The sequence below is a fragment of the Dapis purpurea BLCC-M126 genome (assembly GCF_050015975.1).
Lineage (GTDB): Bacteria > Cyanobacteriota > Cyanobacteriia > Cyanobacteriales > Microcoleaceae > Trichodesmium.
Genome location: NZ_JBNHER010000249.1, coordinates 1 through 23463, shown reverse-complemented (window position 1 = coordinate 23463; position 23463 = coordinate 1). Strand labels below are relative to the sequence as shown.

Annotated in this window: 18 protein-coding genes and 1 pseudogene; 12 read left to right on the top strand and 7 right to left on the bottom strand. The window is 38.4% G+C overall.

Annotation, left to right across the window (positions count from 1 at the left end; all coding sequences use genetic code 11):
* Positions 1–578: 578 nt before the first annotated feature.
* The 4 genes from ACP6PL_RS22425 to ACP6PL_RS22410 form a co-directional block, all read right to left on the bottom strand.
* Positions 579–1334 (bottom strand): Uma2 family endonuclease, encoded by a 756-nt coding sequence (locus ACP6PL_RS22425; RefSeq protein ID WP_426547499.1) that lies wholly within the window; start codon positions 1332–1334, stop codon positions 579–581.
* Positions 1335–1535: 201 nt separating this feature from the next.
* Positions 1536–3251: a sensor histidine kinase gene (locus ACP6PL_RS22420; protein WP_426547498.1), complete on the bottom strand. Its 1716-nt coding sequence runs from the start codon at positions 3249–3251 to the stop codon at positions 1536–1538.
* 28 nt (positions 3252–3279) lie between these two features.
* The gene (locus ACP6PL_RS22415) at positions 3280–4251 is read right to left on the bottom strand and encodes an ABC transporter substrate-binding protein (RefSeq protein ID WP_426547497.1); all 972 of its coding nucleotides are present in this window, start codon (positions 4249–4251) and stop codon (positions 3280–3282) included.
* Positions 4252–4355: 104 nt separating this feature from the next.
* Positions 4356–4463 carry a helix-turn-helix domain-containing protein gene (locus ACP6PL_RS22410; protein ID WP_426547496.1) on the bottom strand — a complete coding sequence of 36 codons (108 nt, stop codon included), beginning with the start codon at positions 4461–4463 and terminating at the stop codon, positions 4356–4358.
* A 328-nt stretch (positions 4464–4791) separates the two neighbouring features.
* Between ACP6PL_RS22410 and ACP6PL_RS22405 the strand changes: the two genes are divergently transcribed.
* The 4 genes from ACP6PL_RS22405 (at position 4792) to ACP6PL_RS22390 (ending at position 8387) form a co-directional block, all read left to right on the top strand.
* On the top strand, positions 4792–5535 hold the full coding sequence (locus ACP6PL_RS22405; RefSeq protein ID WP_426547495.1) for an isochorismatase family protein: 744 nt from the start codon (positions 4792–4794) through the stop codon (positions 5533–5535).
* Positions 5536–6036: 501 nt separating this feature from the next.
* Entirely contained in the window at positions 6037–6837 is an 801-nt protein-coding gene (locus ACP6PL_RS22400; protein ID WP_426547494.1) for an SDR family NAD(P)-dependent oxidoreductase, read from the top strand.
* Positions 6838–7318: 481 nt separating this feature from the next.
* Positions 7319–7990 (top strand): IS630 family transposase, encoded by a 672-nt coding sequence (locus ACP6PL_RS22395; protein WP_426547493.1) that lies wholly within the window; start codon positions 7319–7321, stop codon positions 7988–7990.
* Positions 7977–8387: a transposase gene (locus ACP6PL_RS22390; RefSeq protein WP_426547492.1), complete on the top strand. Its 411-nt coding sequence runs from the start codon at positions 7977–7979 to the stop codon at positions 8385–8387. Before ACP6PL_RS22395 ends, ACP6PL_RS22390 begins: the two co-directional genes overlap by 14 nt.
* Before the next feature lie 215 nt (positions 8388–8602).
* On the opposite strand, the gene cobS is transcribed toward ACP6PL_RS22390, so the two are convergent.
* Entirely contained in the window at positions 8603–9373 is a 771-nt protein-coding gene (gene cobS, locus ACP6PL_RS22385; protein ID WP_426547500.1) for an adenosylcobinamide-GDP ribazoletransferase, read from the bottom strand.
* Positions 9374–9853: 480 nt separating this feature from the next.
* On the opposite strand from cobS, the gene ACP6PL_RS22380 reads away from it, so the two are divergent.
* From ACP6PL_RS22380 to ACP6PL_RS22350, 7 genes and pseudogenes are all read left to right on the top strand, one after another.
* On the top strand, positions 9854–10303 hold the full coding sequence (locus ACP6PL_RS22380) for a hypothetical protein (protein WP_426547491.1): 450 nt from the start codon (positions 9854–9856) through the stop codon (positions 10301–10303).
* Positions 10304–10674: 371 nt separating this feature from the next.
* Positions 10675–11775, top strand: a complete 1101-nt coding sequence (tgt, locus tag ACP6PL_RS22375; RefSeq protein ID WP_426547490.1) for a tRNA guanosine(34) transglycosylase Tgt — start codon at positions 10675–10677, stop codon at positions 11773–11775.
* A 1418-nt stretch (positions 11776–13193) separates the two neighbouring features.
* Positions 13194–14897 carry an L-aspartate oxidase gene (gene nadB / locus ACP6PL_RS22370; protein ID WP_426547489.1) on the top strand — a complete coding sequence of 568 codons (1704 nt, stop codon included), beginning with the start codon at positions 13194–13196 and terminating at the stop codon, positions 14895–14897.
* Between the two features lie 566 nt (positions 14898–15463).
* Positions 15464–16576 carry a chlorophyll a/b binding light-harvesting protein gene (locus tag ACP6PL_RS22365; RefSeq protein WP_426547488.1) on the top strand — a complete coding sequence of 371 codons (1113 nt, stop codon included), beginning with the start codon at positions 15464–15466 and terminating at the stop codon, positions 16574–16576.
* 124 nt (positions 16577–16700) lie between these two features.
* Positions 16701–17687: pseudogene (locus ACP6PL_RS22360) on the top strand (chlorophyll a/b binding light-harvesting protein); the annotation flags it as partial.
* 355 nt (positions 17688–18042) lie between these two features.
* Complete coding sequence (locus tag ACP6PL_RS22355) at positions 18043–19608, top strand: chlorophyll a/b binding light-harvesting protein (protein WP_426547487.1); 1566 nt, start codon at positions 18043–18045, stop codon at positions 19606–19608.
* Positions 19609–19873: 265 nt separating this feature from the next.
* A complete protein-coding gene (locus ACP6PL_RS22350) occupies positions 19874–20587 on the top strand; it encodes a phycobilisome rod-core linker polypeptide (protein ID WP_426547486.1) in 714 nt (237 codons plus the stop codon).
* Positions 20588–20747: 160 nt separating this feature from the next.
* Here ACP6PL_RS22350 and aroH read toward each other — a convergent pair whose 3' ends face one another.
* Positions 20748–21125, bottom strand: a complete 378-nt coding sequence (gene aroH / locus ACP6PL_RS22345; RefSeq protein ID WP_426547485.1) for a chorismate mutase — start codon at positions 21123–21125, stop codon at positions 20748–20750.
* 37 nt (positions 21126–21162) lie between these two features.
* Positions 21163–21981, bottom strand: a complete 819-nt coding sequence (gene sppA / locus ACP6PL_RS22340) for a signal peptide peptidase SppA (RefSeq protein ID WP_426547484.1) — start codon at positions 21979–21981, stop codon at positions 21163–21165.
* 224 nt (positions 21982–22205) lie between these two features.
* On the opposite strand from sppA, the gene ACP6PL_RS22335 reads away from it, so the two are divergent.
* On the top strand, positions 22206–23255 hold the full coding sequence (locus tag ACP6PL_RS22335) for a DMT family transporter (RefSeq protein ID WP_426547483.1): 1050 nt from the start codon (positions 22206–22208) through the stop codon (positions 23253–23255).
* Positions 23256–23463: the final 208 nt, after the last annotated feature.

Below are 23463 nucleotides of genomic sequence, written 5' to 3'. Positions count from 1 at the left end.
ATTGAAGATTGGGAAATATCATTTCTCTTCTCTTGGTCGATTGGATATGGCGAGGTTTCCTCGCCATCCCATCCTAACGGAATGCTCCGCAAACGACCGCTTTTTCCCTTTAAAAGGGGAGGCTTTAAACCACAATTATTTAATTAACAATTAATAATTAATAATTCGGTAAAACCTTTATACAGTAACGTTTTTACCTGAAATAAAACCTTTTCTTGGTATATCTAGGTTTCAGCCATTTTAAGCCAGTTTAGGTATTTCCCTTGCTAATACTGGGTTTGAAGCCATTTTCAGTCTAAAAAATCTAAAAGTCCAGATAATTACTATACCTAAGTCATTGCGACTTACACTCCGTGGAAGGAAGCAATCTCAGGGATGACGTGAGATTGCTTCCTATCGTCGCAATGACGACTGTTCAACCGGATTCTATATAATATCATGTCCGCATAATCAGTGATCAAAAAACTTTCTCCCTTTTAACCTTTTCTTTCCTTCTGCCTTCTGCCTTACTTCCTCCTAAGTGTAACTATTCAACGGGACATGATATAAGTCCTGATATAGCTTTTAGGAAACAGCTATCAGCTATCAGTATCTATTCCTGCCTCTCGAAGTAACTGTTCTAAACGTTTAGTACGTTCCTCAGAAACTTCTCTGGCCTGACGTTCCTGTTGAAGTGCTGACTCAGCAACTTCTCTGGCCTGACGTTCCTGTTGGAGTGTTGACTCAGCAACTTCTCTAGCCTGGCATTCCTCATTGAATTGTTGTTGAACCTGGAAATAATCTGCAAATAATTGACCATCTGGACTATACAATTGCAAAATTTCCGGCAAAACCTCAAACCTAATTCCCAAGCGTGGGGAAACCCAACCATTCATTTCGTCAATTACATCTAATAACGACCCAGAACGCAACCATCCTGTCAAATCATTTTTTTGCGGGTCATACAAATAATATTCCTCTACACCATGATTGTCATAAAATGGGAGTTTCTTACTCATCTCCTTCAAAGTATTTCCTGGAGAAAGAATTTCAAACACCACTTGGGGAGCAATATTATTTTCTTTCCATTGCTGATAAGAACCTCTATCGCCTTTAGGTACTCCAAACGCCACCATGATATCTGGCGCTTGACGCAACTTATTATCACCTTGTACGGGATACCAAAGCAAATCTCCAGCCACAAAAACTTCAGGATTTTCTGCAAATAGCCAAGCTAGATTATGATAGATTACCATTATCCAACGAAATTGAACTGTATTATCTGCCATTGGTTGACCGTCACTATCGGGATAAACAATTTCTGGATGGATTTGGGTTTCGAGTTGTTTCACCATAGTTTTTTTTCCTCAAATTTTCCGCAAAACCTCTGGGATTTTATTATTCGAGTTTAAGATCGCAACATAGTTAACTGTTGCTAGAAAGTAACTGCTTTAATAATATCAAAATCTAGGAAAAAATGCGATTACTTGTTGAAAAAAATCTTTAGCTAATTTCCTAAACGTAAACAACCTCGTGACTCCTGACTCCTTCTTTTTTCAGTTATCAGCTTTTTGCTGAATAGGAATTTGTATTGTAAATTCTGTACCTGTACCTACTGTTGAAGAACAAGTTAATTGACCACCATGTTTTTCTGTAATAATTTGGTAACTAATTGCCATTCCCATACCTGTTCCTTTACCAACAGGTTTTGTTGTAAAAAAGGGATTAAATATTTGGTTTTGAATTGAAGGTGAAATTCCACAACCATTATCGGCAATCGCAATTTCGACCCATTTATCATCGACTTGTGATGTATGAATAGTAATTTGTCTTAGTTGATTTTCCTGCTCACTGGTTTCCAAGGCATCAATAGCATTGGCTAAAATATTCATAAATACTTGATTTAGTTGTCCGGGATAACATTCTACAAGAGGTAAATCACTGTAATTTTTTACAACCTGAATAGCTAATTCTTGTTTAAGACGATTTTGTAAAATCAATAGGGTACCTTCAATTCCATCATGAAGTTCAACTTCTTTTAATTCTGATTCATCTAAGCGAGAAAAGTTACGCAGAGAAAGCACAATATCACTAACTCGCTTTGTTCCTATTTTGATTGAATTGATAGTTTTGGGTAAATCTTCTTGTAAAAATTCAAACTCAACTTCATCTGCCCAATCTTGGATTTCTGAGGTAAGATTAGGATAAAATTGCTGCACCAATTCAACAAAATCAAGTAAATCCTGAGTGTATCCCTCTACATGAATAATATTACCATGAATAAACGTGATGGGATTATTAATTTCATGGGCAACACCTGCCACTAATTGTCCCAAGCTTGACATTTTCTCTTGCTGAACTAACTGCGCTTGAGTATGTTGAAGTTTATGGAGAGTTTCCTCTAGTTTATTGTTTTGTTGACTTAAAGCGATAGTGCGCTCTTTGACTCGTTCTTCTAGAGTTTCATTTGCTTGTTGAAGAGCAGTTTCACTAGCTTGTAATGCTTCTGTATTTGTTTGGATCCAATTTGCCATTTTATTAAATGCTGAGGCAATTTGAGCTAACTCATCAGAACCTTGAATATTCAGCCGTTGATTAAGTTCTCCTTGAGCTATTTTTGTGCTAACTGCCACAATTTGCTCTGCTCGTTTGGTCATAGTTTTTTCAAAGAAGAACCAGAGTAAAATACAAAATCCACCTAAGCCAATTGTAGAGGTTACAGAGCCATATAAAGTATCTCTAAATGCCCGTTGTTTCAGACGTGATATATCATAAGCCAACCAAAGAATCCCTGCTTTTGAAGGACGTAGTTCTCCGGAATCTATTGGTAGGGGAACTGGATAAATTGCCCAAATTTTTTGTTTGTCTTCTGATAAAATAATTTGTCCTGATAGATTTTCTCGAACTTGTGTAAATGCGAGCGCATTCTTTGCTGCTGGAGTTTGTTGAAGCGATCGATTTCGCAATTCATATTGAGTTGCCAGAAGAACGCGATTTTCTTCATTATAGAAAAGACCTAAGCTAAGATTGACATCAGTTTGCATCTTACTAATAGCAATTTCAGCTTGCTCTATGTTACCTCGACGATAGAGATATTCCAATATTCCTGAAATTTGTTCCCCCGCAAATCTGGCATTTCCACTGACATCTTCCTCAACTCGTTGAAAAGAATATGACGTTTCTTGCTGAATATTTATTCCAACCAATATCGTACCAGACATCAGTAGAATGGCTGGAATTGAAAATCGCAAAGAAAAGGGAAACTGTTTCATTTAACTTGAAAGTTTAGTAAGAAAATCATTAAAGTTCTGCTGCTTTGACAAAGCGATCGTCAAATAAGGTCATTGGATCGAGAGATTTTGATAATAGTTTGTTGGCAAGCATCACATCAATTAATCGTTGAGTAGTTTTTAGTAATGCAGGATTCTCTCGATCTAAAAGTTGTTGATTTTCTTGTAAATTTGGCCTGCGTAATCCCTTCATTGATTCTAAAAATTCCTCTGGTGTCACCTGAGTCCGAGGAGCAACCCGACGGGCACTATCTTGGGGATTTTGTGCCAGATAATTAAGTGCTTTAAATTGTCCATCTACCAATGCCTGTATCTCTTTGGATTGATTGGCGATCGCTGTCTTATGAACGATTAAAACATCAACAATTTCACCAGGCATCTGAGAACTATCAAATATTTGTTTCGCTCCGAATGCTAACAGTTCAGTACGAGCAGGACCAAAGGTAACAACTGCATCAATTATTCCATCTTTAAATGCTCGCTCGTGTTCTGAAAGTCCCAAGGAAACAACTTGAATATCTTCCATTGTCATTCCCGCTTTTTCTAAAGCACGGGTAATAATATATGCCCCTAAAGCATTAGCTTCTACACCTACTCGCTTACCTTTTAAGGCTTGAAGATTGGGAATCTCTGGTTTTGCTAAAATTACATCTCCTCCTTCAGAAAAGTCTATCACCGTTACAATCCTTACATCTGGATTAGTAGTTGCTAATTCTAATGCCTCATCTAGTGAGATAGCAGCACTTTCCAGATTATTATTTCGATAAACTCTTACTTGTTCAGTACCAGAAGGAAAATCAAGAAGTTTGATTGGAGTATTCTCATAATATCCTAAGCTTCTTGCTAGGTAAAGGGTTTCAAACCCAGGCCACAAATTAACAGCAACTCGCAAGGGTAGTGGGGTAGTTTGACAACTTATAAGGATAGATACTCCAAACAAAATAACAATGAGGAGAAAAGGTCTTTTTTTTTTAGTTTGCACAACCATTTTTGCCAAGGGTAAAGTTCTTGACGTAAATCGTTTTATAAGTGAAGATACGTAATGCTTCATGTTTATATTCATTGAGGTTCTCCCAATATTTGCGGTTATAAATAGGGCAGCTTGCGCCAGCAAAGACAGCCTAAAGTTCTCCGCAACAGGTTTTTCTGCTCTGGAGTCGGGTAAAACCTAAATTTATATGTTTTCTCGACCATCTGCTGACTTAACTTTTATAGTCTAACATATTTAGCACAATATTAGACATCTCCAAAAATCAAAAATTAAATCAATTCTTGAACACAAAGAGTCAATTATTTCCCCCTATTCTCTACTCCATACTCCCTCTTTTCTGGAAATGTCTATTGATTAGTATTCATCCTGATAGCGATATTGCACTATGGTGCAGCTATTCTCCCAAAATTAAGATAAAAATTCTACTGCCTTCAAAATGACAAATGTATTACTAGGATTTAGAATAGATCTAGAAGTAATTTGGTAAATTAAATAATTAAAGTATTAAACAATAATTACTAAAAAATTATCATGACAACAACTATAGCTACTCCTGATACTGCCCTAGCAACCATTCAAGCTGCTTTACCTATTGACCCACAACCTTATGTGATTGGCGATCGCCCTACCGGACTAATACTCGTAGATATACTTAATGGTTTTTGCACAGTTGGCTTTGGCCCATTAGCTCCCCAAGAGCCAGATGAACAAATTGCCACAATGGTCTCGGAAAGCGATCGCCTAGCTCGAACTTTTGTCGAAAGAGGGTGGCCTGTACTAGCCTTTTTAGATACTCATGAACCGGGGAAACCCGAACCCCCTTATCCACCACATTGTGAAAAGGGTACAGGAGAAGAAGAACTCGTCCCTGAACTTAAATGGTTACACGATAACTCCCTAGCAACATTGGTTCCAAAGGATTGTATTAATGGATTTATAGGTTCTATTGACATAGATACTCAACGTAATGTATTGTTGCAATGGCTCAATGATAATAAGCTTGAAGCCCTAGTTGTAGTAGGAATTTGTACTGATATCTGTGTAATGGATTTTGTTGTTACTATTCTGTCAGTGCGCAATCATGGTTTAGTGCCTACTTTAAAAGATGTGGCTGTATATGATAAAGGTTGTGCTACTTTTAACCTGACAGCAGAAATGGCAGCCGAGCAAGGTTTACCCAAAACGGCTATTCATCCACAGAAAGTATCTCACCATGTAGGGTTATATACAATGGCCGAGCGTGGTGCATTCATTGCTTCCACTATTAAGCTCTAGGAGTGACATTGCATAAATGCGGGGTGATTTTAATAGTTTTGTGGAATGGGCATCTTGCCCGTTCCTTATATTTTTGGGTTTGCAGAATGCGCACTCCATTTATATTCATCCCGCCCCTCAGCAATGTCGTTTTTTCCTAGATGTCTATTGTTAAAACCAACAATTCCTCATAAAAACTGGGTTTTTTGTGTAAATCTTAATGATATAAGTTTTTGGAAAAATACGATTTTCCATAGAAAACTTCAATTTTCAGACCTCAGCTCAAACTTATTTTTTCCTTAATAAAAGGAAGAAGGTTATCAGTAAATACGGTTAAATTTGCAGTTGTTGGGTTGAGGAACGAAAGCCAAAATTTTCATCAGTTTTGCTAGCTTTCACTTTGTTATATCCAACCTAAAATTATCCTAAACTGAACTGTAGCGGTTAGAAATGATATCAATAAAATCAAGATACTTTTGCTTGAGGCTGTAACTTAGATTGAAAATAGAGGCAAAAAAATTTATGAATACTCGAATGGCAATTGTCACAGGTGCAAGTGGGGCTGTTGGAGCTAGCTTTGTCAAACATTTTTTACAACAGGAAAATACAAAGTGCATAGCTCTTTCCCGAAGCAATTTAAAAAGCACCGAAGTTATACAATTTAAAGTCGATCTTCTAGACGAAAAAGGCACTAGGGAAGCGATAAAACAATTAGATCTGACAGAAGTTTGTGATTTAATCTTAGTCCATGGTGTAGGTAAATTCAAATATGAAGACCTAGAATCTCTACCTCACCTCAACTACAATCGGCACAAGATAGATGATGAAGTATTCTCATCAAACTACTATACTTTCCTAAATGTAGTCAACCCCTTAGTAGAAAAACTTAATGAAGAACATCAGCGCGGGCAAAAAACAAAGCTCGCGCTTTGTGGTTTTGGTTCCATTAGTGATAAATACAAAATCCCCTTTTGGCGGTCTTATACCTATGCTAAGGATACTTTACGCCAATATATCAAAGACTTAGCTAAGTCAGAAGAGTGGAAAGGATTAATTAGGGGACGTTTTATTAATGTTAGTACCACAGATACGGGTAATGAAAATAAGTTGCGTCCTAATGTAACACTTGAAGAAAAACAATATTGGTTAAAACCAGAAAAAATTGTTGCTCAATCTATGCCAGTCATTGAAAGTTTACAACCTCTATGGCAAGAAATAGATGTTTATGAAATTTTTCCAGGGTTTAATCCAGAAGAATATTACAATGACTATCAGACAATCAAAGAAAAATGGCAGCGTCAGATGGGTTTGGTAAATGCTTGATCAAGCATTTTAAGTCATTTTAGGAAAAAAGTTTGAGTATGGGGCTATGCGCAAGTCAAAAGTTAAAATTTAAAACTAATCTCTGACTGATTTTTTGGTGTTCAAATACTTCTCTACGAGATGCTATGCAAATGCAAACAGGATTTCTATAAACCTACATTCCGCAGGTTTTAATCCTCAATCTGAATATTTTTTCAGTCAGATAGGGCAAGAATGTTAGAAATTCTCGTCTTTCAGTTTCAATCATGCAGGGAGCGCGATCGTGCTCCTGATAGAACCCATTTGGGATCTATTTTTACATGATGGGGGTGGGGAGTGTGGGAAGTGTGGGGAGGGTGGGGAGATGGGGGCCTATATTCTACCTTTTTTCCCTATTTTATTTCTTAATCTCCTGACTTCCCCTCCTGGGAGGGGTTATATAGAATCCGGTTATATAGTGTATGTATATTTATGTGACTAGGGATGAGCAGGCATTAAAGCAATGGGAAAGCGTTTGAGTATCAAAGAGCATATTTCTGTACAAGAAATGGAGAAGCTTTATCGAGGCGCTAGAGATGTGGTAGAACGCTCTCAGTGGCAGATTGTCTGGCTATTGGCCAAAGGTTTAAAGAGTGAAGAAGTAGCTATAGTTACAGGGTATGGCTTGCAATGGATTCGAGCGATCGCTAAACGGTTCAACAAAGGAGGAGCAGCAGCACTTGGAGATGGTCGTCATCAGAATCCTGGAGCAAAACCCTTGCTAGATGAACAGCAAGAAGCTCTACTGGTGCAAGCTTTAGAAGGAGAGCCTCCAGGTGGAGGTAGATGGAGTGGCCCGAAGGTAGCGGTCTGGATGAGTGAGTTGCTCGGAGGTTCTGTCTCTCCCCAGCGAGGATCGGAATATTTACGAGGGCTAGAATACAAAATCAAAGTGCCTCGCCCTTCTCATGCTTTAGCTTCTGAGTTAGAACAGCAAGAATGGAAAAAAAAACTCCAACAGCGACTTCAGAAATTAGAAATCAAAGTAGGTAAATCTGTACGACTGTGGACTATGGATGAACATCGTGTAGGACTTAAACCTGTAATTCGTAGAGATTGGTTCCCTTGGTGGGAAGTACCTATAGCTCCAGTTCACTGGCGATTTGAATGGTGCTGGGTGTATGGCGAGAGTTGAACCTAGTAGTGGAGAAAGTGAATGGTGGCTGTTTGAGCGAGTGGAAACGCAAATAATGAGTCTGATTCTCGAAGCTTTTGCTCAGGCCCAGGGAATTAATCAGGAGCATCCAGCATTACTGGTACTTGATAGAGCCGGATGGCATATTACAGATAAGTTAGAAATCCCACCGGGTCTGTTTTTAGAGTTCCTACCTGCTTATTCTCCTGAACTACAGCCTGCCGAGAGGCTGTGGCCATTACTAGACGAATCAATTATGAATAAAGTTTTTGATTCTCTAGAAGACCTGAAACAAGTAATCTGCGATCGCTGTTGCCAGCTAATCAAACAACCAGAAATCTTGCGGGCAATAACTCAGTTTCACTGGTGGCCGTCAACCATTACTTGCAATGTCTAATTAACCGGATTCTATATAATTATTAAATATTCAATCTCCCTAAATTCCAATCCTGGAAGTGCTTAGGGGTGTGTTCCCGTCTCCCTATACCCCCATCTCCCAATCTCCCAATCTCCCAATCTCCCCATCTCCCCATCTCCCCATCTCCCAATCCCCCCATCTCGTCCAAATATATAATAAGTATTCAACCGGACATGATATTTTTTGATAAATTCCTATTCCAAAGTAACCAAAATACACAATAATAATGCTTCTGTCCATTCAACCACCGCACCATAAGTATCTCCAGTATGACCACCTAAACAGTGGTTAAACCAAGCACCTGTCAGTAGAGCGATCGCTATTCCTCCTATTGCTATTCCACAACCTACTAACCAATGTTCAGGGTTTAATAAAATTTGGATTCCACTGAGACTTAACAATAAAAGTAGACTTTGTAGAAAATCCCAAATTGAATATTTTGTTTGTTTGTGAAATGCACCTTTTCCAGTAGGTTTGAGATAGCGGTAACGAGCGATCGCTACTAACTGACCCCATCTTCCCCAACCCGCCACTCCCATGAGTATTAACAGACGATGATTATCTAAATCTGTTAAAGCTGTAATTTTTAGCAGTAGTAGAGCGATCGCTGCCATTGCACCAAAAGCTCCTGTAACACTATCTGCCATAACTTCCAATCTTCGTTTTTGGTCTCCTGCTGGCACCGCTAACCCATCAGCAGTATCCATCACTCCATCCAAGTGTAAACCACCAGTTAAAGCAATTCCAGATATAATCACTACAACCGATCTAGTAAGTACAGGCATCCCCAAAGAGTGTAACGCTATATCTACTAAACCCTGAATACCTCCAACTATCAATCCAATCAATGGAGCAAGACGAGCAATACCCTGAAAATCCAAATTCCAATCATGGGGAATTGGTAAACAAGTGTAAAAAGCAATTCCAGCAGTAAGCTTTGCCAGAGTTTTTCTAATTAGTTGTATCAATGTTTACTACCAAAAATTTTTTATGTTGAGGAATAGGAGAAAGAGTAGGGACATTTCATCGAACCTCCCTACCAGAATATTTTATTTATAACTAATTATCCAAATACGATATTAATTGACAAAATAAATTTTATATGGTAGTAGTTGTAAAGAGTATTTTGAATATTTTTAAAATTAAATTTATCAAAGTAATACAGTAAGAATTTAACTTCTAACTTCTGGCTTCCAAATTTTGACTTATGACTTGAGAAATCCTCGTTACAGAAACAACTTCTGTACGTCCTCAATCCGATGGCTTCCCTATTTGACTTACTTAAAATCGCTCTAAAAATTAAAGAATAGTTCTAAAAGAGATATTATTGGTTCATATTCAGAGAAACTGTGCCAGAATTGGAATAGAAATAGCACTATCTCATAACTTAAGAACAAATAAAATTGTTCTGAATAACTGTCTACCAAATCAGAGGCTTTTGCTATATGAGTTCCAATAATTCTGACCACAGGGTATCCGCACCTTGCATAATTGACAATGGTATTCTTGTCAACAAACGTGATATGCAAAGACTGTTGATAGATTTAGGCAGAGTCCACTATATCCATACTCAAGATGGCCAAATTCAGAGCCAGGGAGAAGGATACATACTAGAAGTATTTGCCGATCATCAAAGGTCAACCTTAGTAGCTAATCACTCAATATATTTGAATGTATTTAGTTTTGACTACCTAGAACTTGGGAAATCCCCATGTCAAGAAACATATTTTGATTTAGTTAACGAAGGACGACAGTTAAGACTAATTCCCCTGTCAAACCCCATGCAAGAAGAAACTAACAGAAATATTAATGCTGCAGCTTTTGATGCAGTGATGGATCAAGTTCTGTCATCTAATTGGGATGTGCAGGTTGATGATGATGATTGTCCATTTTAAGTGGACAGGAAAAATTAAAAATAGGGGATAGATAGAAAATATATAAACTTTTCTAATTCTAGAGAAAACAGGTAAAATGTTAAAATTGCCAAAACTTATATTAATTCACTTTAAATGTGAAATAATTTCCTGGAATTACTGAGGGAGTCAAAGTTTTTGGTATATAAAACCTTACTTTTAACTTTGGACTTTTGACTGTATTAACAAGCGTTCTCTTATGCGTATCAGCCACGTGAATTCTAGGCGATGCATGACTTCCGTGAAGTGCTATTATAGCAATACGCAAATAGGGCGCGGACATTTATAAATGCTCAAACGATTGTCAGGTATTACTTCTGACTTCTGACTCGCGCGTAGCGCTATACTATCCCATGTCCCAAAGCTTTTCCTTTAATTCTCAGGCTTTTTGTAGCTATACAAAAGCTCGTGCTGGTGTTTTTTCGACTCCTCATGGCAATATAGATACACCTAGGTTTATGCCTGTGGGTACTTTGGCCAATGTAAAAACTCTCACACCTGCTCAGTTGCAGGCAGCGGGTGCGCAGATGATATTGGCAAATACTTATCATCTTCATTTGCAGCCAGGAGAAAGTATAGTTGCTGGTGCTGGTGGCTTACATAAATTTATGGCTTGGGGCGGGCCAATATTAACTGATTCTGGAGGTTTCCAAGTATTTAGCTTAGGAGATATCCGAACTATTAGCGAAACAGGCGTTAAGTTTCGCTCCCCTCGTGATGGTAGTATGATTGATTTAACTCCAGAACGTTCGATCCAAATTCAGAATGAATTGGGAGCAGATGTAATTATGGCTTTTGATGAGTGTCCTCCTTACCCAGCGAGTCGGGAAGAGGTGGAGTTGGCAACAAATCGCACTTATCGATGGTTGCAGCGTTGTATGAAGGCTCATCAACGTCAGGATCAAGCTTTGTTTGGCATTGTTCAAGGTGGTGTTTATGCGGATATGCGTTCTATGGCAGCGAGGCAGTTGGTAGATTTGGATTTGCCTGGTTATGCTATTGGTGGGGTAAGTGTGGGAGAACCTGGAGAGTTAATAGATGATATTGTGAAAGTGACAACTCCTTTATTGCCGGAGGATAAACCTCGTTATTTGATGGGGGTTGGTACTCATAGGGAAATGGTACGGGCGATCGCTTCGGGTATAGACTTATTTGACTGTGTAATTCCAACTCGTTTAGGGCGACATGGTTCAGCGTTGGTGAGGGGTGAGCGCTGGAATTTGAAAAATGCTAAGTTTAGAGAAGATTTTAGGCCACTAGATGAGTCTTGTCCTTGTTATTGTTGTCAAAATTTTAGTCGAGCTTATCTGAGTCATTTGGTTAGAGCTAAAGAAGCTTTGGGTTTTACTCTTTTGTCTCTGCATAATGTTACAGAATTGATTAGGTTTACTCAACGTATTCGGGATGCTATTTTAGGTGATCGCTTTACCACTGAGTTTGCTAGTTGGCTGTGATATCAAATCCGGTTGAATACTTATTATATGGTTGGGGAGATGGGGAAATGGGGAGATAGAGATTAACCCCTAACCACTCTCCGGTGGGAAATTTAGCGAGATATCTATTAAAGTAATTGAAAAAATTATAAACACATATCCTATGACCAGATTCTATGTGCAACAAAGCCGGATTTGATATGAAAATTGCGAACAGGGTGCAAGTTTAGGAGTTGAGAACGAGCGATTGCCGAGCTAATAGAGTTATAACCTTATGCAAAGACTCTAATTATAGGTTGTATTGCAAAGCATTAATACTACAGCTACTGTCAAATTAAGCATTTTCTATAACTCTTCAGAGTCCTGATGATGTTTCTGTTTTTATACTTGTAAGCATTCAGGTATTAGCAGTCAGCTTTTACCATTGAATAGCAGGGATAGGGATAATTTTACATTGTGTATTCTAATAATTATACCAAATCGGATGATAGTCAGGAGATATTTTTAAAAATCCCAAATCCTTATCAGGTAAGGATTTGGATATTGAAGCAACTACTAACTGGATTTGATACTAAAGCTAAGTAATAAGTAAATAGTCAAGAGTTTTTCAGAAGTTCTGTATATGTAGCAATCAAATATAAAATGAGGCAATATAGCTGCCGCATTTGCTCCACTTTTCATGTCTTATGTTAGCGATAGCTGAAAAAGTTTCATTAGTTTACCTAATTTTTTTTGCGTTTTTCTGGCTATTGGGGAGAAATTGTCTCTCGTAACTCTGAGGCTGATAATTTTATTTTCTGATATCAATTGTACCATTTTTTTACGTTATGACTACTACCATAACTATATATAAGTTCATTATTTAACATCAGACTAAATCCTTCTTTTCTCTATTAGTAGATATTACTGACTCCTCAATCATAGGATAATTACTCGGATTCTACATAACATACATTTTGTTTTAAGTATGGCCACAAATAGCTTGGACTGAATTAAATTATTGGGTTGAATTAAATTAGTCATCATGGAAATTTATTTTTACTAAATACTAAACTTATGATCGAGTATATAACTTAAATTTATCGAGACTATTATTTTATTTCATAAAAGAAAGAAAGTATAAAATAAAGTAGCTGAAGAAGAATAAATCAATTATAATATCTCTAATATTTAACTGTTGGCACCAACATTTTTTTATACCCCATCCTGAATTGGGATATGGGGGATATTGTTGTAATTATAGCTTTAGCTATAGCAACTAAATCTAATTTATACAGTAGTCAATTTTTTAGTTTCCTTCATCTTGCCTTATTTTCAAGGTAGGGTAATGTGCTTAATTTTGACAAAGACTGTCATATCTGTTCGAGGTGATTCTAGCAGAGATATTACTCATAAAAACTGTACACCAATTTATTATATATCAAAACATACTTTTACGAATGCCAAGATTAAAATCTCCAAGTATTTCTCCCCACTTTGACATTATAGTAGTAGGCTCAGGTGCAGCAGGACTTTATGCTGCCCTTTGTTTACCTACTCATCTCCGAGTTGCCTTAGTTACTAAAAATACTATAAATATGGGTTCAAGTAACTATGCTCAGGGAGGTATTGCTGCTGCTGTTGACCCATCGGATAATCCATTCTTACACTTAGAAGATACCCTAAAAGCTGGTGCGGGTTTGTGTGACTATGAAGCAGTAAAATTTATGGTGGAGAATGCTGCCAAAGCGATCACCCATCTAGTCGAAATGGGAGTTGCCTTCGATCGCAAAGGAGAAAAACTGGCAATGACCTTAGAAGCTGCTCACTCTCGTCCCCGCGTGCTTCATTCCGCAGATACTACAGGTCGAGCTATTATCGATACACTTGTTGCTAAAGTTCTAGAACGTCCAAACATTCAGGTTATTTCCCAGGCAGTAGCATTAAATTTGTGGTTAGCTCCACAAAAAGATCGGGTTCAAGGTATTAGTATTCTCCACGAAAGTCAAATCCAGTGGTTAAAATCCTCTGTAGTAGTTCTGGCAACAGGTGGAGGTGGTCAAATATTTGCCCAAACTACTAATCCAGAAGTTAGTACCGGGGATGGAGTTGCAATAGCTTGGCGTGCAGGGGCAGTTTTGCGAGACTTAGAATTTTTCCAATTTCATCCTACTGCCTTAACTAAACCAGGAGCGCCTCACTTTTTGATTAGCGAAGCAGTACGAGGAGAGGGAGCACATCTCATTGATGAAACAGGATATCGTTTTGCCTTTGACTATCATCCTGCTGGAGAATTAGCTCCCAGGGATGTTGTCAGTAGAGCTATTTTTCATCACTTGCACAAAACCTCTAGCGACCCCACTCATGCTCATGTATATTTAGATTTGCGACCAATTGACCCAGACCATATTCGCTATCGTTTTCCCAATATTATCAATGTTTGTCAAAAATGGGGTATAGATGTTTTTCAAGAACCAATACCAGTTTCTCCTGCTGCTCATTATTGGATGGGAGGAGTTGCTTGTGATCTCACGAGTCAAACTTCGATTCGTGGACTTTATGCCATTGGAGAAACATCAAGTACAGGGGTTCACGGAGCAAACCGTTTAGCTAGTAATTCTTTGTTAGAATGTTTAGTATTTGCTTCTCAATTATCTCGGATTGAAATTGAGCCAAATTTGGTTGCACCTGATTCTGATATTTCTCAAGTCAACTCTGACTGGAATAAGGAAATGGAACAAATAGAGGCGATCCGGCAAATGTTACCAAGTTTAATGTGGGAAAGTGCAGGAATTTCTCGTCAAGGAGAGTTATTAAATCAGGCACTATATCAAGTTAATCGCTGGCGAGATAGTTTGGCAAGTTTTGAGATAGTTGAATTTTTAGATAATCTCTTGCCTAACCAGATGATTGAATTAAATTCAACTGATGCTGAAGAGCAATTGCGAATAACAGCAGAAACACTTAATCTTTTGGATCTGGGTTATTTAATTCTCAAAAGTGCTATGTCCCGCGCTGAAAGTAGAGGGGGACATTATCGTAGTGATTATCCAAAAACTTCTAATGATTGGAATTTACATACTTTGATGCACAGTGATCGCTTATGGAAGTCACCAACGAAGATTAAACCTGAACGCTTGAAAATCAAAAGTATAGGTAGTTGAAATATAAATATCTGAATAAATTGCCTAAATTTCGGTAGTGGTTACAAAGCAATACATTGATACTTTTAGAGTCTCATAGATCCTATTGGTGGTAGTTTAACTATCTTCAAATGTATGCACGATCTTTAGTTTGGTTTTAATAGTGAGTATAAAAGCGCTAAATTTGTAGCTCTGGAGTAATTTATGTAGTGTTTTGTGTAGATTATACCAACGGAAAAGCTGACTATCAATTGCCTAACCACTACTTTTGATTACTGATTTTTATATCAGTAATCAATCTTACTTATAAAAATATACCTTACTCATAGTCCTTAATAAAAATTCACATTCAGCTTATTGATAAAAATTATGATTTATGTTGAAATAAAATTATTGAAAATAAAACTCAAATAGTAGTTCTATTTTGGTTGTATATCAATCAAATATTCCCAAACCAAAACACAGATTAAGGTAAAAGGGATCTGAGTTTAATGCTTGATTATCTTATTAAGAGTTTTTACTAATTAGTTAGGACTACTATTGAGCCTTCTTAAGCTGATATTGGTCAGATTGAGGATAGAATTTCTATGCAAACATTAGACAATGAAGACAGCAGCACTGTTAAAACACTTGAATATACAAGTAATAACAGAGGAATTTTCTGGACACCTGTATGGCGATCGCTAGGCTGGTCTTTTGAGGCTACCCCAAAAGAAGGGGCACCCCTGGTAGGAGGTAATATTCGGTTCAAAGACCTCTCTGGACAACTACTAGGTGCCCATGTAGCCCATGCCGGCTTGATTGTGCTATGGGCAGGTGCAATGACCCTTTTTGAACTATCCCGCTTTGACCCCAGTTTACCAATGTATGAGCAAAAGCTCATTTTACTGCCTCATCTGGCGACATTAGGTATTGGTATTGAAGCAGGTGGGCAGGTAATCGATACCTATCCTTACTACGTTATCGGTATGCTGCATCTCATCAGCTCTGCTTTCTTGGGGGCAGGAGGTCTCTATCATGCTGTTTTAGGGCCGAAAGAGCTAGATATCAAAGGGTTTGGTTACAACTGGGAAGATGGCAATAAGATGACAACAATTCTGGGTATTCATCTAGTGCTATTGGGACTTGGAGCTGCATTACTGGTTATTAAAGCAACAACTTTAGGTGGTATTTATGACCCACTAATGGAAAAGGTGCGACTGGTACAGCCAAACCTAGATCCTGTAACAATTTTTGGCTATTTGTTTGGCTTTAGTCCTAATGGTTGGACTATCGCTGGCATGGCTAGCGTTGATAATCTGGAAGATGTTATCGGTGGTCATGTCTGGGTAAGCCTACTTTGTATCGTTGGCGGTCTTTTTCACATTGTTTCCAAACCTACGAGTTGGGCAAAAAAGATACTAATCTGGTCTGGAGAGGCTTACTTGTCTTACAGTTTAGGGGCACTGGCGATCGCCGGCTTTAGTGTGGCTGTCTTCGTTTCCACCAACGACATTGTTTATCCCAGCCTATTTTATGGCCCGATTGCGGATAACTCTGTGCGGGTTAGTCTCGCCAGCGTTCATGCTGGGTTAGGTTTTCTGGCTTTACTAGGACACTTATGGCACGCCAACCGAGCGCGTGCTGCTACCCGAGGCGTGTCTTATGGAACCTTCTTCAACTTTATGGCTAAGAATGTTACACCTATTAGAAGCTATTAAAGCTACATGAACATAAACAAAAAGTTTCCTAGTTAGGATGACCTAGTTCAGCTACTCCATAAGTCCTAATCTTTGTAGTTAAACCTAATAACTCGATCATATTTAATTAAGGAGAACAATTGCGATGACTGTCGCGACTGATGATAATCTGCAAATCCCTTGGCGAGCAGGTAATGCTCGGCTTGTAAACCTATCAGGAAAGCTATTGGGCGCTCATGTAGCCCATGCTGGCTTGATTGTACTTTGGGCTGGTTCTATTACTTTGTTTGAAGTAGCAAATTTTGACCCCTCTTTACCAATGTACGAACAAGGATTAATTGTGCTACCAAATCTAGCTCGTTTAGGATTTGGAGTTGGTGAAGGAGGTGTAGTTGATACCTATCCTTACTTTGTGATTGGGGCACTGCATTTGATTAGTTCGGCATTTTTAGGAGCAGGTGGTATTTTCCATGCTCTCAGAGGTCCAGCCAAGTTAGAAAACAAATTTTCCTTCTTTGGCTACGATTGGAATAATCCAGGCAAAATGACAACTATCCTGGGTATCCATCTAGTATTGTTGGGAATTGGCGCTTTCTTACTTGTAGCAAAAGCAATGGCATTTGGTGGATTATACGATCCAGCAATTCATAATTTACGGGTAATTTACAATCCTACTGTGAATCCCACAACCATTTTTGGTTACCTATTTGGTACGGAAGGGCGTTTCTGGCTAGCTGGTGTCAACTCTTTAGAAGATGTAGTCGGCGGTCATATATGGATTGGTGCTATCTGCATTTTGGGTGGTCTCTGGCATATCAAAACCGTACCTTTAGGTTGGGCTAAAGGCTTATTTGTCTGGTCAGGAGAAGCCTATTTATCTTACAGCATCGGCGCAGTAAGCTTAATGGCATTTGTAGCAACACTATTTGTGTCTGTTAACTCTCTGGTATTTCCTACAGAATTTTTCGGACCAACTTTGACTCTGGAGTTTGATCGCTTTCCCGTGTTTGTTAGTTCTGATGGAGTCTTAACTGCAAGAGTATGGTTAGCTAATGGTCACTTCTGGTTGGGCTTTTTCTTCCTACAAGGACATATATTCCATGCCTTACGGGCAGCAGGCTATAGCTTCACCGAAGGCAGAGTAATCACTTCTACAAGAGGTAACATCATCAATGGATAATGGATAATTGATAATGGATAATTACCTCTAGTTAAAACTGTGAGGGAATTGAATATAAGGAAATCTCCTTGCACTTTTTTGATCCTGAAAATACGCAAAGAAACCCGGTTTATAGGGTAAATCATTGTTTTTGACAATAAACATCTACAAGAAACCGGATTTCTGGGTTCGCCTGCGTAAGTTCTAATTACTTCAGTAAATGGGGAAGAGATATTAACATCCTCAGAAGTGCTGTAAAACTCTGGGTTTCCTACGGAATGCTGCGCAAACAGCCAGAGGAACTGATAACTGATAACTGATAACTGAAATGACTGTAACTAAATCAAATCCATTAAGGTTTTTAGGTTTTTCGACAGATAATAATGTTGATGTTACGAACTATGTTGGTGATTCCCAAGAACCCTATTCCTGGTGGGCAGGTAATTTTCGCTTTGTTGACTTATCCGGAAAGTTATTAGGAGCGCACATTGCTCATGCCGGCTTGATTGTACTCTGGGCGGGTGCTATGACTCTGTTTGAGTTATCTAGATTCGACCCTAGCTTACCTATGTACGACCAGGGGCTGATTTTGCTACCCCACATGGCTGCTCTGGGTTTAGGAGTTGGACCAAATGGGGAAATTATCGATACATATCCCTATTTTGCTGTTGGTGTTATCCATCTTGTTAGTTCAGCAATTTTAGGAGCTGGTGGAATTTACCATGCGGTACTCGGGCCTGAAAAACTCGATGAAAAAGGATTTGGCTATCAGTGGAATGATGGTAACAAAATGACTACTATCCTTGGTATTCATTTAGTGCTACTTGGGATTGGAGCATTGATGTTAGTAGTCAAAGCTGTGTATGCTGGTGGTTTGTACGATCCGGCGATCGCTAATGTGCGAGTGATTACTGAACCTACTCTCAATCCACAGACTATCTTTGGCTATCTGGTAGGCATCACTCCTGATGGCTGGACATTGAAGGGTATGGCTGCTGTTAACTCTCTAGAAGATGTGGTGGGCGGTCATATATGGATTGGAGCGATCTGTGTTTTGGGCGGTCTCTGGCACATTAATACTGCTCCTACTAAGTGGGTTAAGGGATTGTTTGTTTGGTCGGGAGAGGCTTATCTTGCGTACAGTCAGGCAGCTCTGGCTTACATGGGCTTTTTCGCAGCATACTTTGTCTGGGTAAACGATACAGTTTATCCCTCAGTATTTTATGGTCCTGTGGGCGTGACTAACGTTGATGGAACAATCACTCCTCGCACCTGGTTGATGTTGTTCCAAATTATCTTTGCCTGTCTGCTGCTAGCGGGTCACTTTTGGCATGGGCTCAGAGCCAGAGCGATCGCCAGTGGATTTGTTTTCAGTAATCTGAAATTTAATCCCGGCGCTCTTTATGGAGACACTCAATTCAATAACGAATCTCTAGTCACCGGTGTTGTGCAGCCTTTCCAAAATAACCCCCAGTTGGGTAACTTGGCAACCCCAATTAACTCCAGTCAGCTAACTCTAACTTGGGTAAGAAACTTGCCAATTTATCGGAAAGGTTTATCTCCCATTGCACGGGGGCTAGAAATTGGTATGGCTCATGGATACCTGTTATTAGGGCCATTCCTCAAACTCGGACCATTGCGCGACACCGACCAAGCTCTTTTAGCTGGAGCAGGCAGTGCATCTGGGTTAGTAGTAATTTTAAGTCTCTGTCTGTTCGTTTATGGGATAGCAGTGTTTAAAGGTTCAGGTAGGCCAGTGGGTGTTTTGCCAGAAAACCTGCAAACTTATCGGGATTGGAGTCTGTTTACTTCTGGTTTCCTGATTGGCGGAATAGGCGGTGTAATTTTTGCTTCCTTTATCCTATTGGAAATCGGGCGAGCAGGAATTGTTTGAAATAGTTAACAGCTATCTGACTGATAACTGAAAAGTCTGGGCTAAAATCCCAGACTTGCTGTAAATAAGACAATTGTAAAATTTCACTTTAAATATTTCAGAACTTGGAATTAGTTTACAAATATTAATTTTTTTTCCCGCTTTATTATATAAAATATTTTAAAAGTGTCTTTACAGAAGGGATTCAGCATTTTGTTTAGCCCTCGACACTACATAACAGATTCTTTAATTATCAAAATTTTTTCAAAATCATAGGATTTTATCAATGACAATTCCTTTACTTTACTATCCACTCTCTAGTCAAAATCATCGGGTTCAAGAATTTAATGTGCTAGGAGATGAATATCCCAGACAGTATACTTTGGATAATCTGCCCACTGGTACTGAGATGGATGAGATTATTTGGGCAGGGTATCGGCAAATTTTCAACGAGCAGCAAATCATTACAGCTCATCGACAAGTCAATCTAGAGTCTCAACTTCGCAATAGTCAGATTTCGATTAAGGATTTCATTCGTGGTTTACTGCTTTCAGACTCATTCCGGCGACTGATTTATGATACTAACAGTAACTATCGTTGTGTCGAACTTTGTCTTCAAAGGGTTTTAGGACGCCCAGTCTATAACAATCAAGAGAAACTCGCTTGGTCTATTGTATTAGCGACAAAAGGACTCCAGGGTTTTGTCGATGCCCTGTTAAACAGTGAAGAATATGAAAAAAACTTTGGGTATAATTGTGTTCCCTACCAGCGTAACCGGATTTTGCCCCAGCGTACCCAAGGAGAGTTACCCTTTGCTCGAATGGCTCGTTACGACAGTAATTACCTGAAAGAGTTATATCGATCAGGGCAACTGCGGAAGTTTGGTCAAGGAGTGTTTGATGACAGTGTTAAAGTTTATCGCAAATCTCTCGTCTTTTTGTCAATCTTCTCTTTAGCGGTGTTATCTGTTACTCTGATTTTGGTGTTTTCACCTAAGTAATATCATATTCGGTTGAATAGTTATAGTTAGAGCTTCGTAGTAGGGCTTTAGTCCTAAGATAGATATTGCTCAAGCCCTACTACAAACAAAAAAATTATCACTATAGTTAATTAAATGTAGCGATCGCTCTCTTCTATCACTTACAGAGAGCTATTTTTTGCTATCTAGCTATCAAGTCAGGTCTCAGATTTTTCGCTTCTCGCAAATAGGTATGGACAATTTTTTGGCTGTGAGTTTCCGGCATATTCACATGAATCAAAAATCTGATACAACGTTCTAAACTACCCTCAACATGCATTTGCTGCACATCTAATAAAGGTACATGATTCCAATGGGGACGTTGGCGGGCGATCGCTGCTGGAAAAATAGCATCTAAGTCGCGAGTCACAGAGAAAGTTGTACTAATAATTTGCTCTGGATCGATTTGATTATGGGTTTCTAGTTCATCTAGCAGTTCTGTCACTGCCTCTCGAATTGCCTCTATTGAATTTTCTGAGACTGTAGTTGCTCCACGAATTGCTTGAACTCGCCACGCCACGCCAAAATCCTCCCAATCAACAGTTTTGTACTTAAATTTAAGGTCGATACAGCCACAAAGGTAAGCCACTGGTAGAGACTTCAAATTCTACCCAGCTTTGAGCAGCCGATAATTTTGATGATACCTGATTATTGCCCAAAACTCGATTTAATAGAGATTTTGGTTTTTCTAAAGTACAACTCTCGGTCTTCTCTGGGTCTAAATTTACCAGTTCACAAGCCCATTTCCGGGCATCTTCTTCAGTTCCTAAACGGTCTACCACACCTAGCTCTAATGCTTGTTGTCCTGTAAATATTCGCCCATCTGCAAAATTTTTCACAGTTTCTACAGCTATATTTCGTGCTTCAGCTACAGTTTGGACAAACTGCTGATAACTAATATCTATTAAATCTTGGAGAATTTGTTTTTCTGGATCGGTCATTTCTCGGTCAAAGGCTAATATATCCTTATAAGGCCCAGATTTTACGACTTTAAAGGAAACTCCTACTCTTTCCAAAAGACGTTCTATATTATTGCCTCGCAAAATTACACCGATACTACCAGTAATCGTACCAGGGTTGGACATAATATTTTGGGCACCCATGCCAATATAAACGCCACCGGAGGCAGAAATATTGCCAAAGCTAGCAACAATTTTGACTTTATCTTGCAACCTTTTCAAGGCACTATAGATTTCTTGAGAATCACCTACAGTACCTCCAGGACTGTCTATCCTTAGCAATAGAGCTGGAAATTTTCTTTCTTCTACTGTTTTGAGTGCTTCTAATACTCGTTTTCGGGTGTCGCTGGCAATTACACCATTAATTTCTATTCGGGCAATTTGTTTACGATATCGGGGCTTAAATGGCCAAATCATGCTGTTTTTTTTAAGTCAAAACTAATATAGCAATAGACTTTTTAGGGTCTAATAACATATTCAATTAAAAATGTCAACCAAGAGAATATCAATGAATACTTTGACATTTTACTATATTTTACTTTATGATTTAGCAAATTAATAATCATACACATTTTTGTGAAAAATTGTTACAATTTGTAAAAGTATTTTAACTATTTGAGTAAATACAAATCTATAAATTTATGGAGCTAAAACTGACTAACTCAAAACTCCCCTTTGCGCCACTTTTACTAATTGCTCCCTTTTTCTTCTGGGGAACTGCAATGGTAGCAATGAAAGGTGTTATTCCTCAAACAACACCATTCTTTATGGCAGCAATGCGTATATTGCCAGCAGGTATATTATTGTTATTAGTAGGGATGATTCAGGGAAGACCTCAACCACAAGGTAAATTAGCTTGGTTGTGGATTTTATTGTTTGCCTTAGTAGATGGTGCTTTGTTTCAGGGGTTTTTGGCTGAAGGGTTAGTCAGAACAGATGCAGGTGTGGGTTCGGTGATGATTGACTCCCAACCTTTGGCAGTCGCTATTTTATCATTATGGCTATTTCAAGAGAGAATTAGATTTTGGGGTTGGTTAGGCTTAGGTATTGGTGTTATTGGTATTAGTTTAATTGGTTTACCTGATGAATGGATCGGGAATTTACTGCATCCAGAAACAATAGAAGCATCTATAGGAATAGATGCACTGTTTCAAAGTGGAGAATGGTTAATGTTATTAGCATCTCTGTCTATGGCAGTAGGAACAGTTTTGGTGCGTTGGGTTTGCAAATATAATGACCCAGTTATGGCAACTGGTTGGCATTTGATTTTAGGTGGTGTTCCATTACTTACTATTTCCGCAGGCTTTGAGTCTCAAAAGTGGGTTAATATCGATCAATATGGTTGGATAGCTATGGGTTATGCAGCTATTTTCGGCAGCGCGATCGCCTATGGTTTATTCTTTTATTTCGCTTCTTCTGGGAATCTTACGAGTTTAAGTGCTTTAACTTTTCTAACACCAATTTTTGCTTTATTGTTTGGCAATTTCTTTTTAGGAGAAGTTTTAAGTTCCCTGCAGTCAGTAGGAGTAGGTTTAACTTTAGTTAGTATTTATCTGATTAATCAACGGGATGTATTAGCTCAGAAGTTGAAGTTTAGCAGTTCAATAAAAGAATATGTTTCCAATACTACTTCAGGTAAATTATTGAAACAGTCTCAACAACAACCAGTTGAAGTTACTGAAGACTTGTAGAAGTTTTGGTTTACTTGTTTCACCCTAAGCGTATTTAAATAATAGATTTGTCGCTTAATAAGGTAAACTAAGAAATAGAAGTAAAAACTATGAAAAAATCATTAACAAACAGAATATTCCATTTGTTAATGATTTTTTACCCAATTATTAATAATTAATAATTAATAATTAAATAATTCTGGTTTAAAGCCTCCCCTTGGATAGGGGA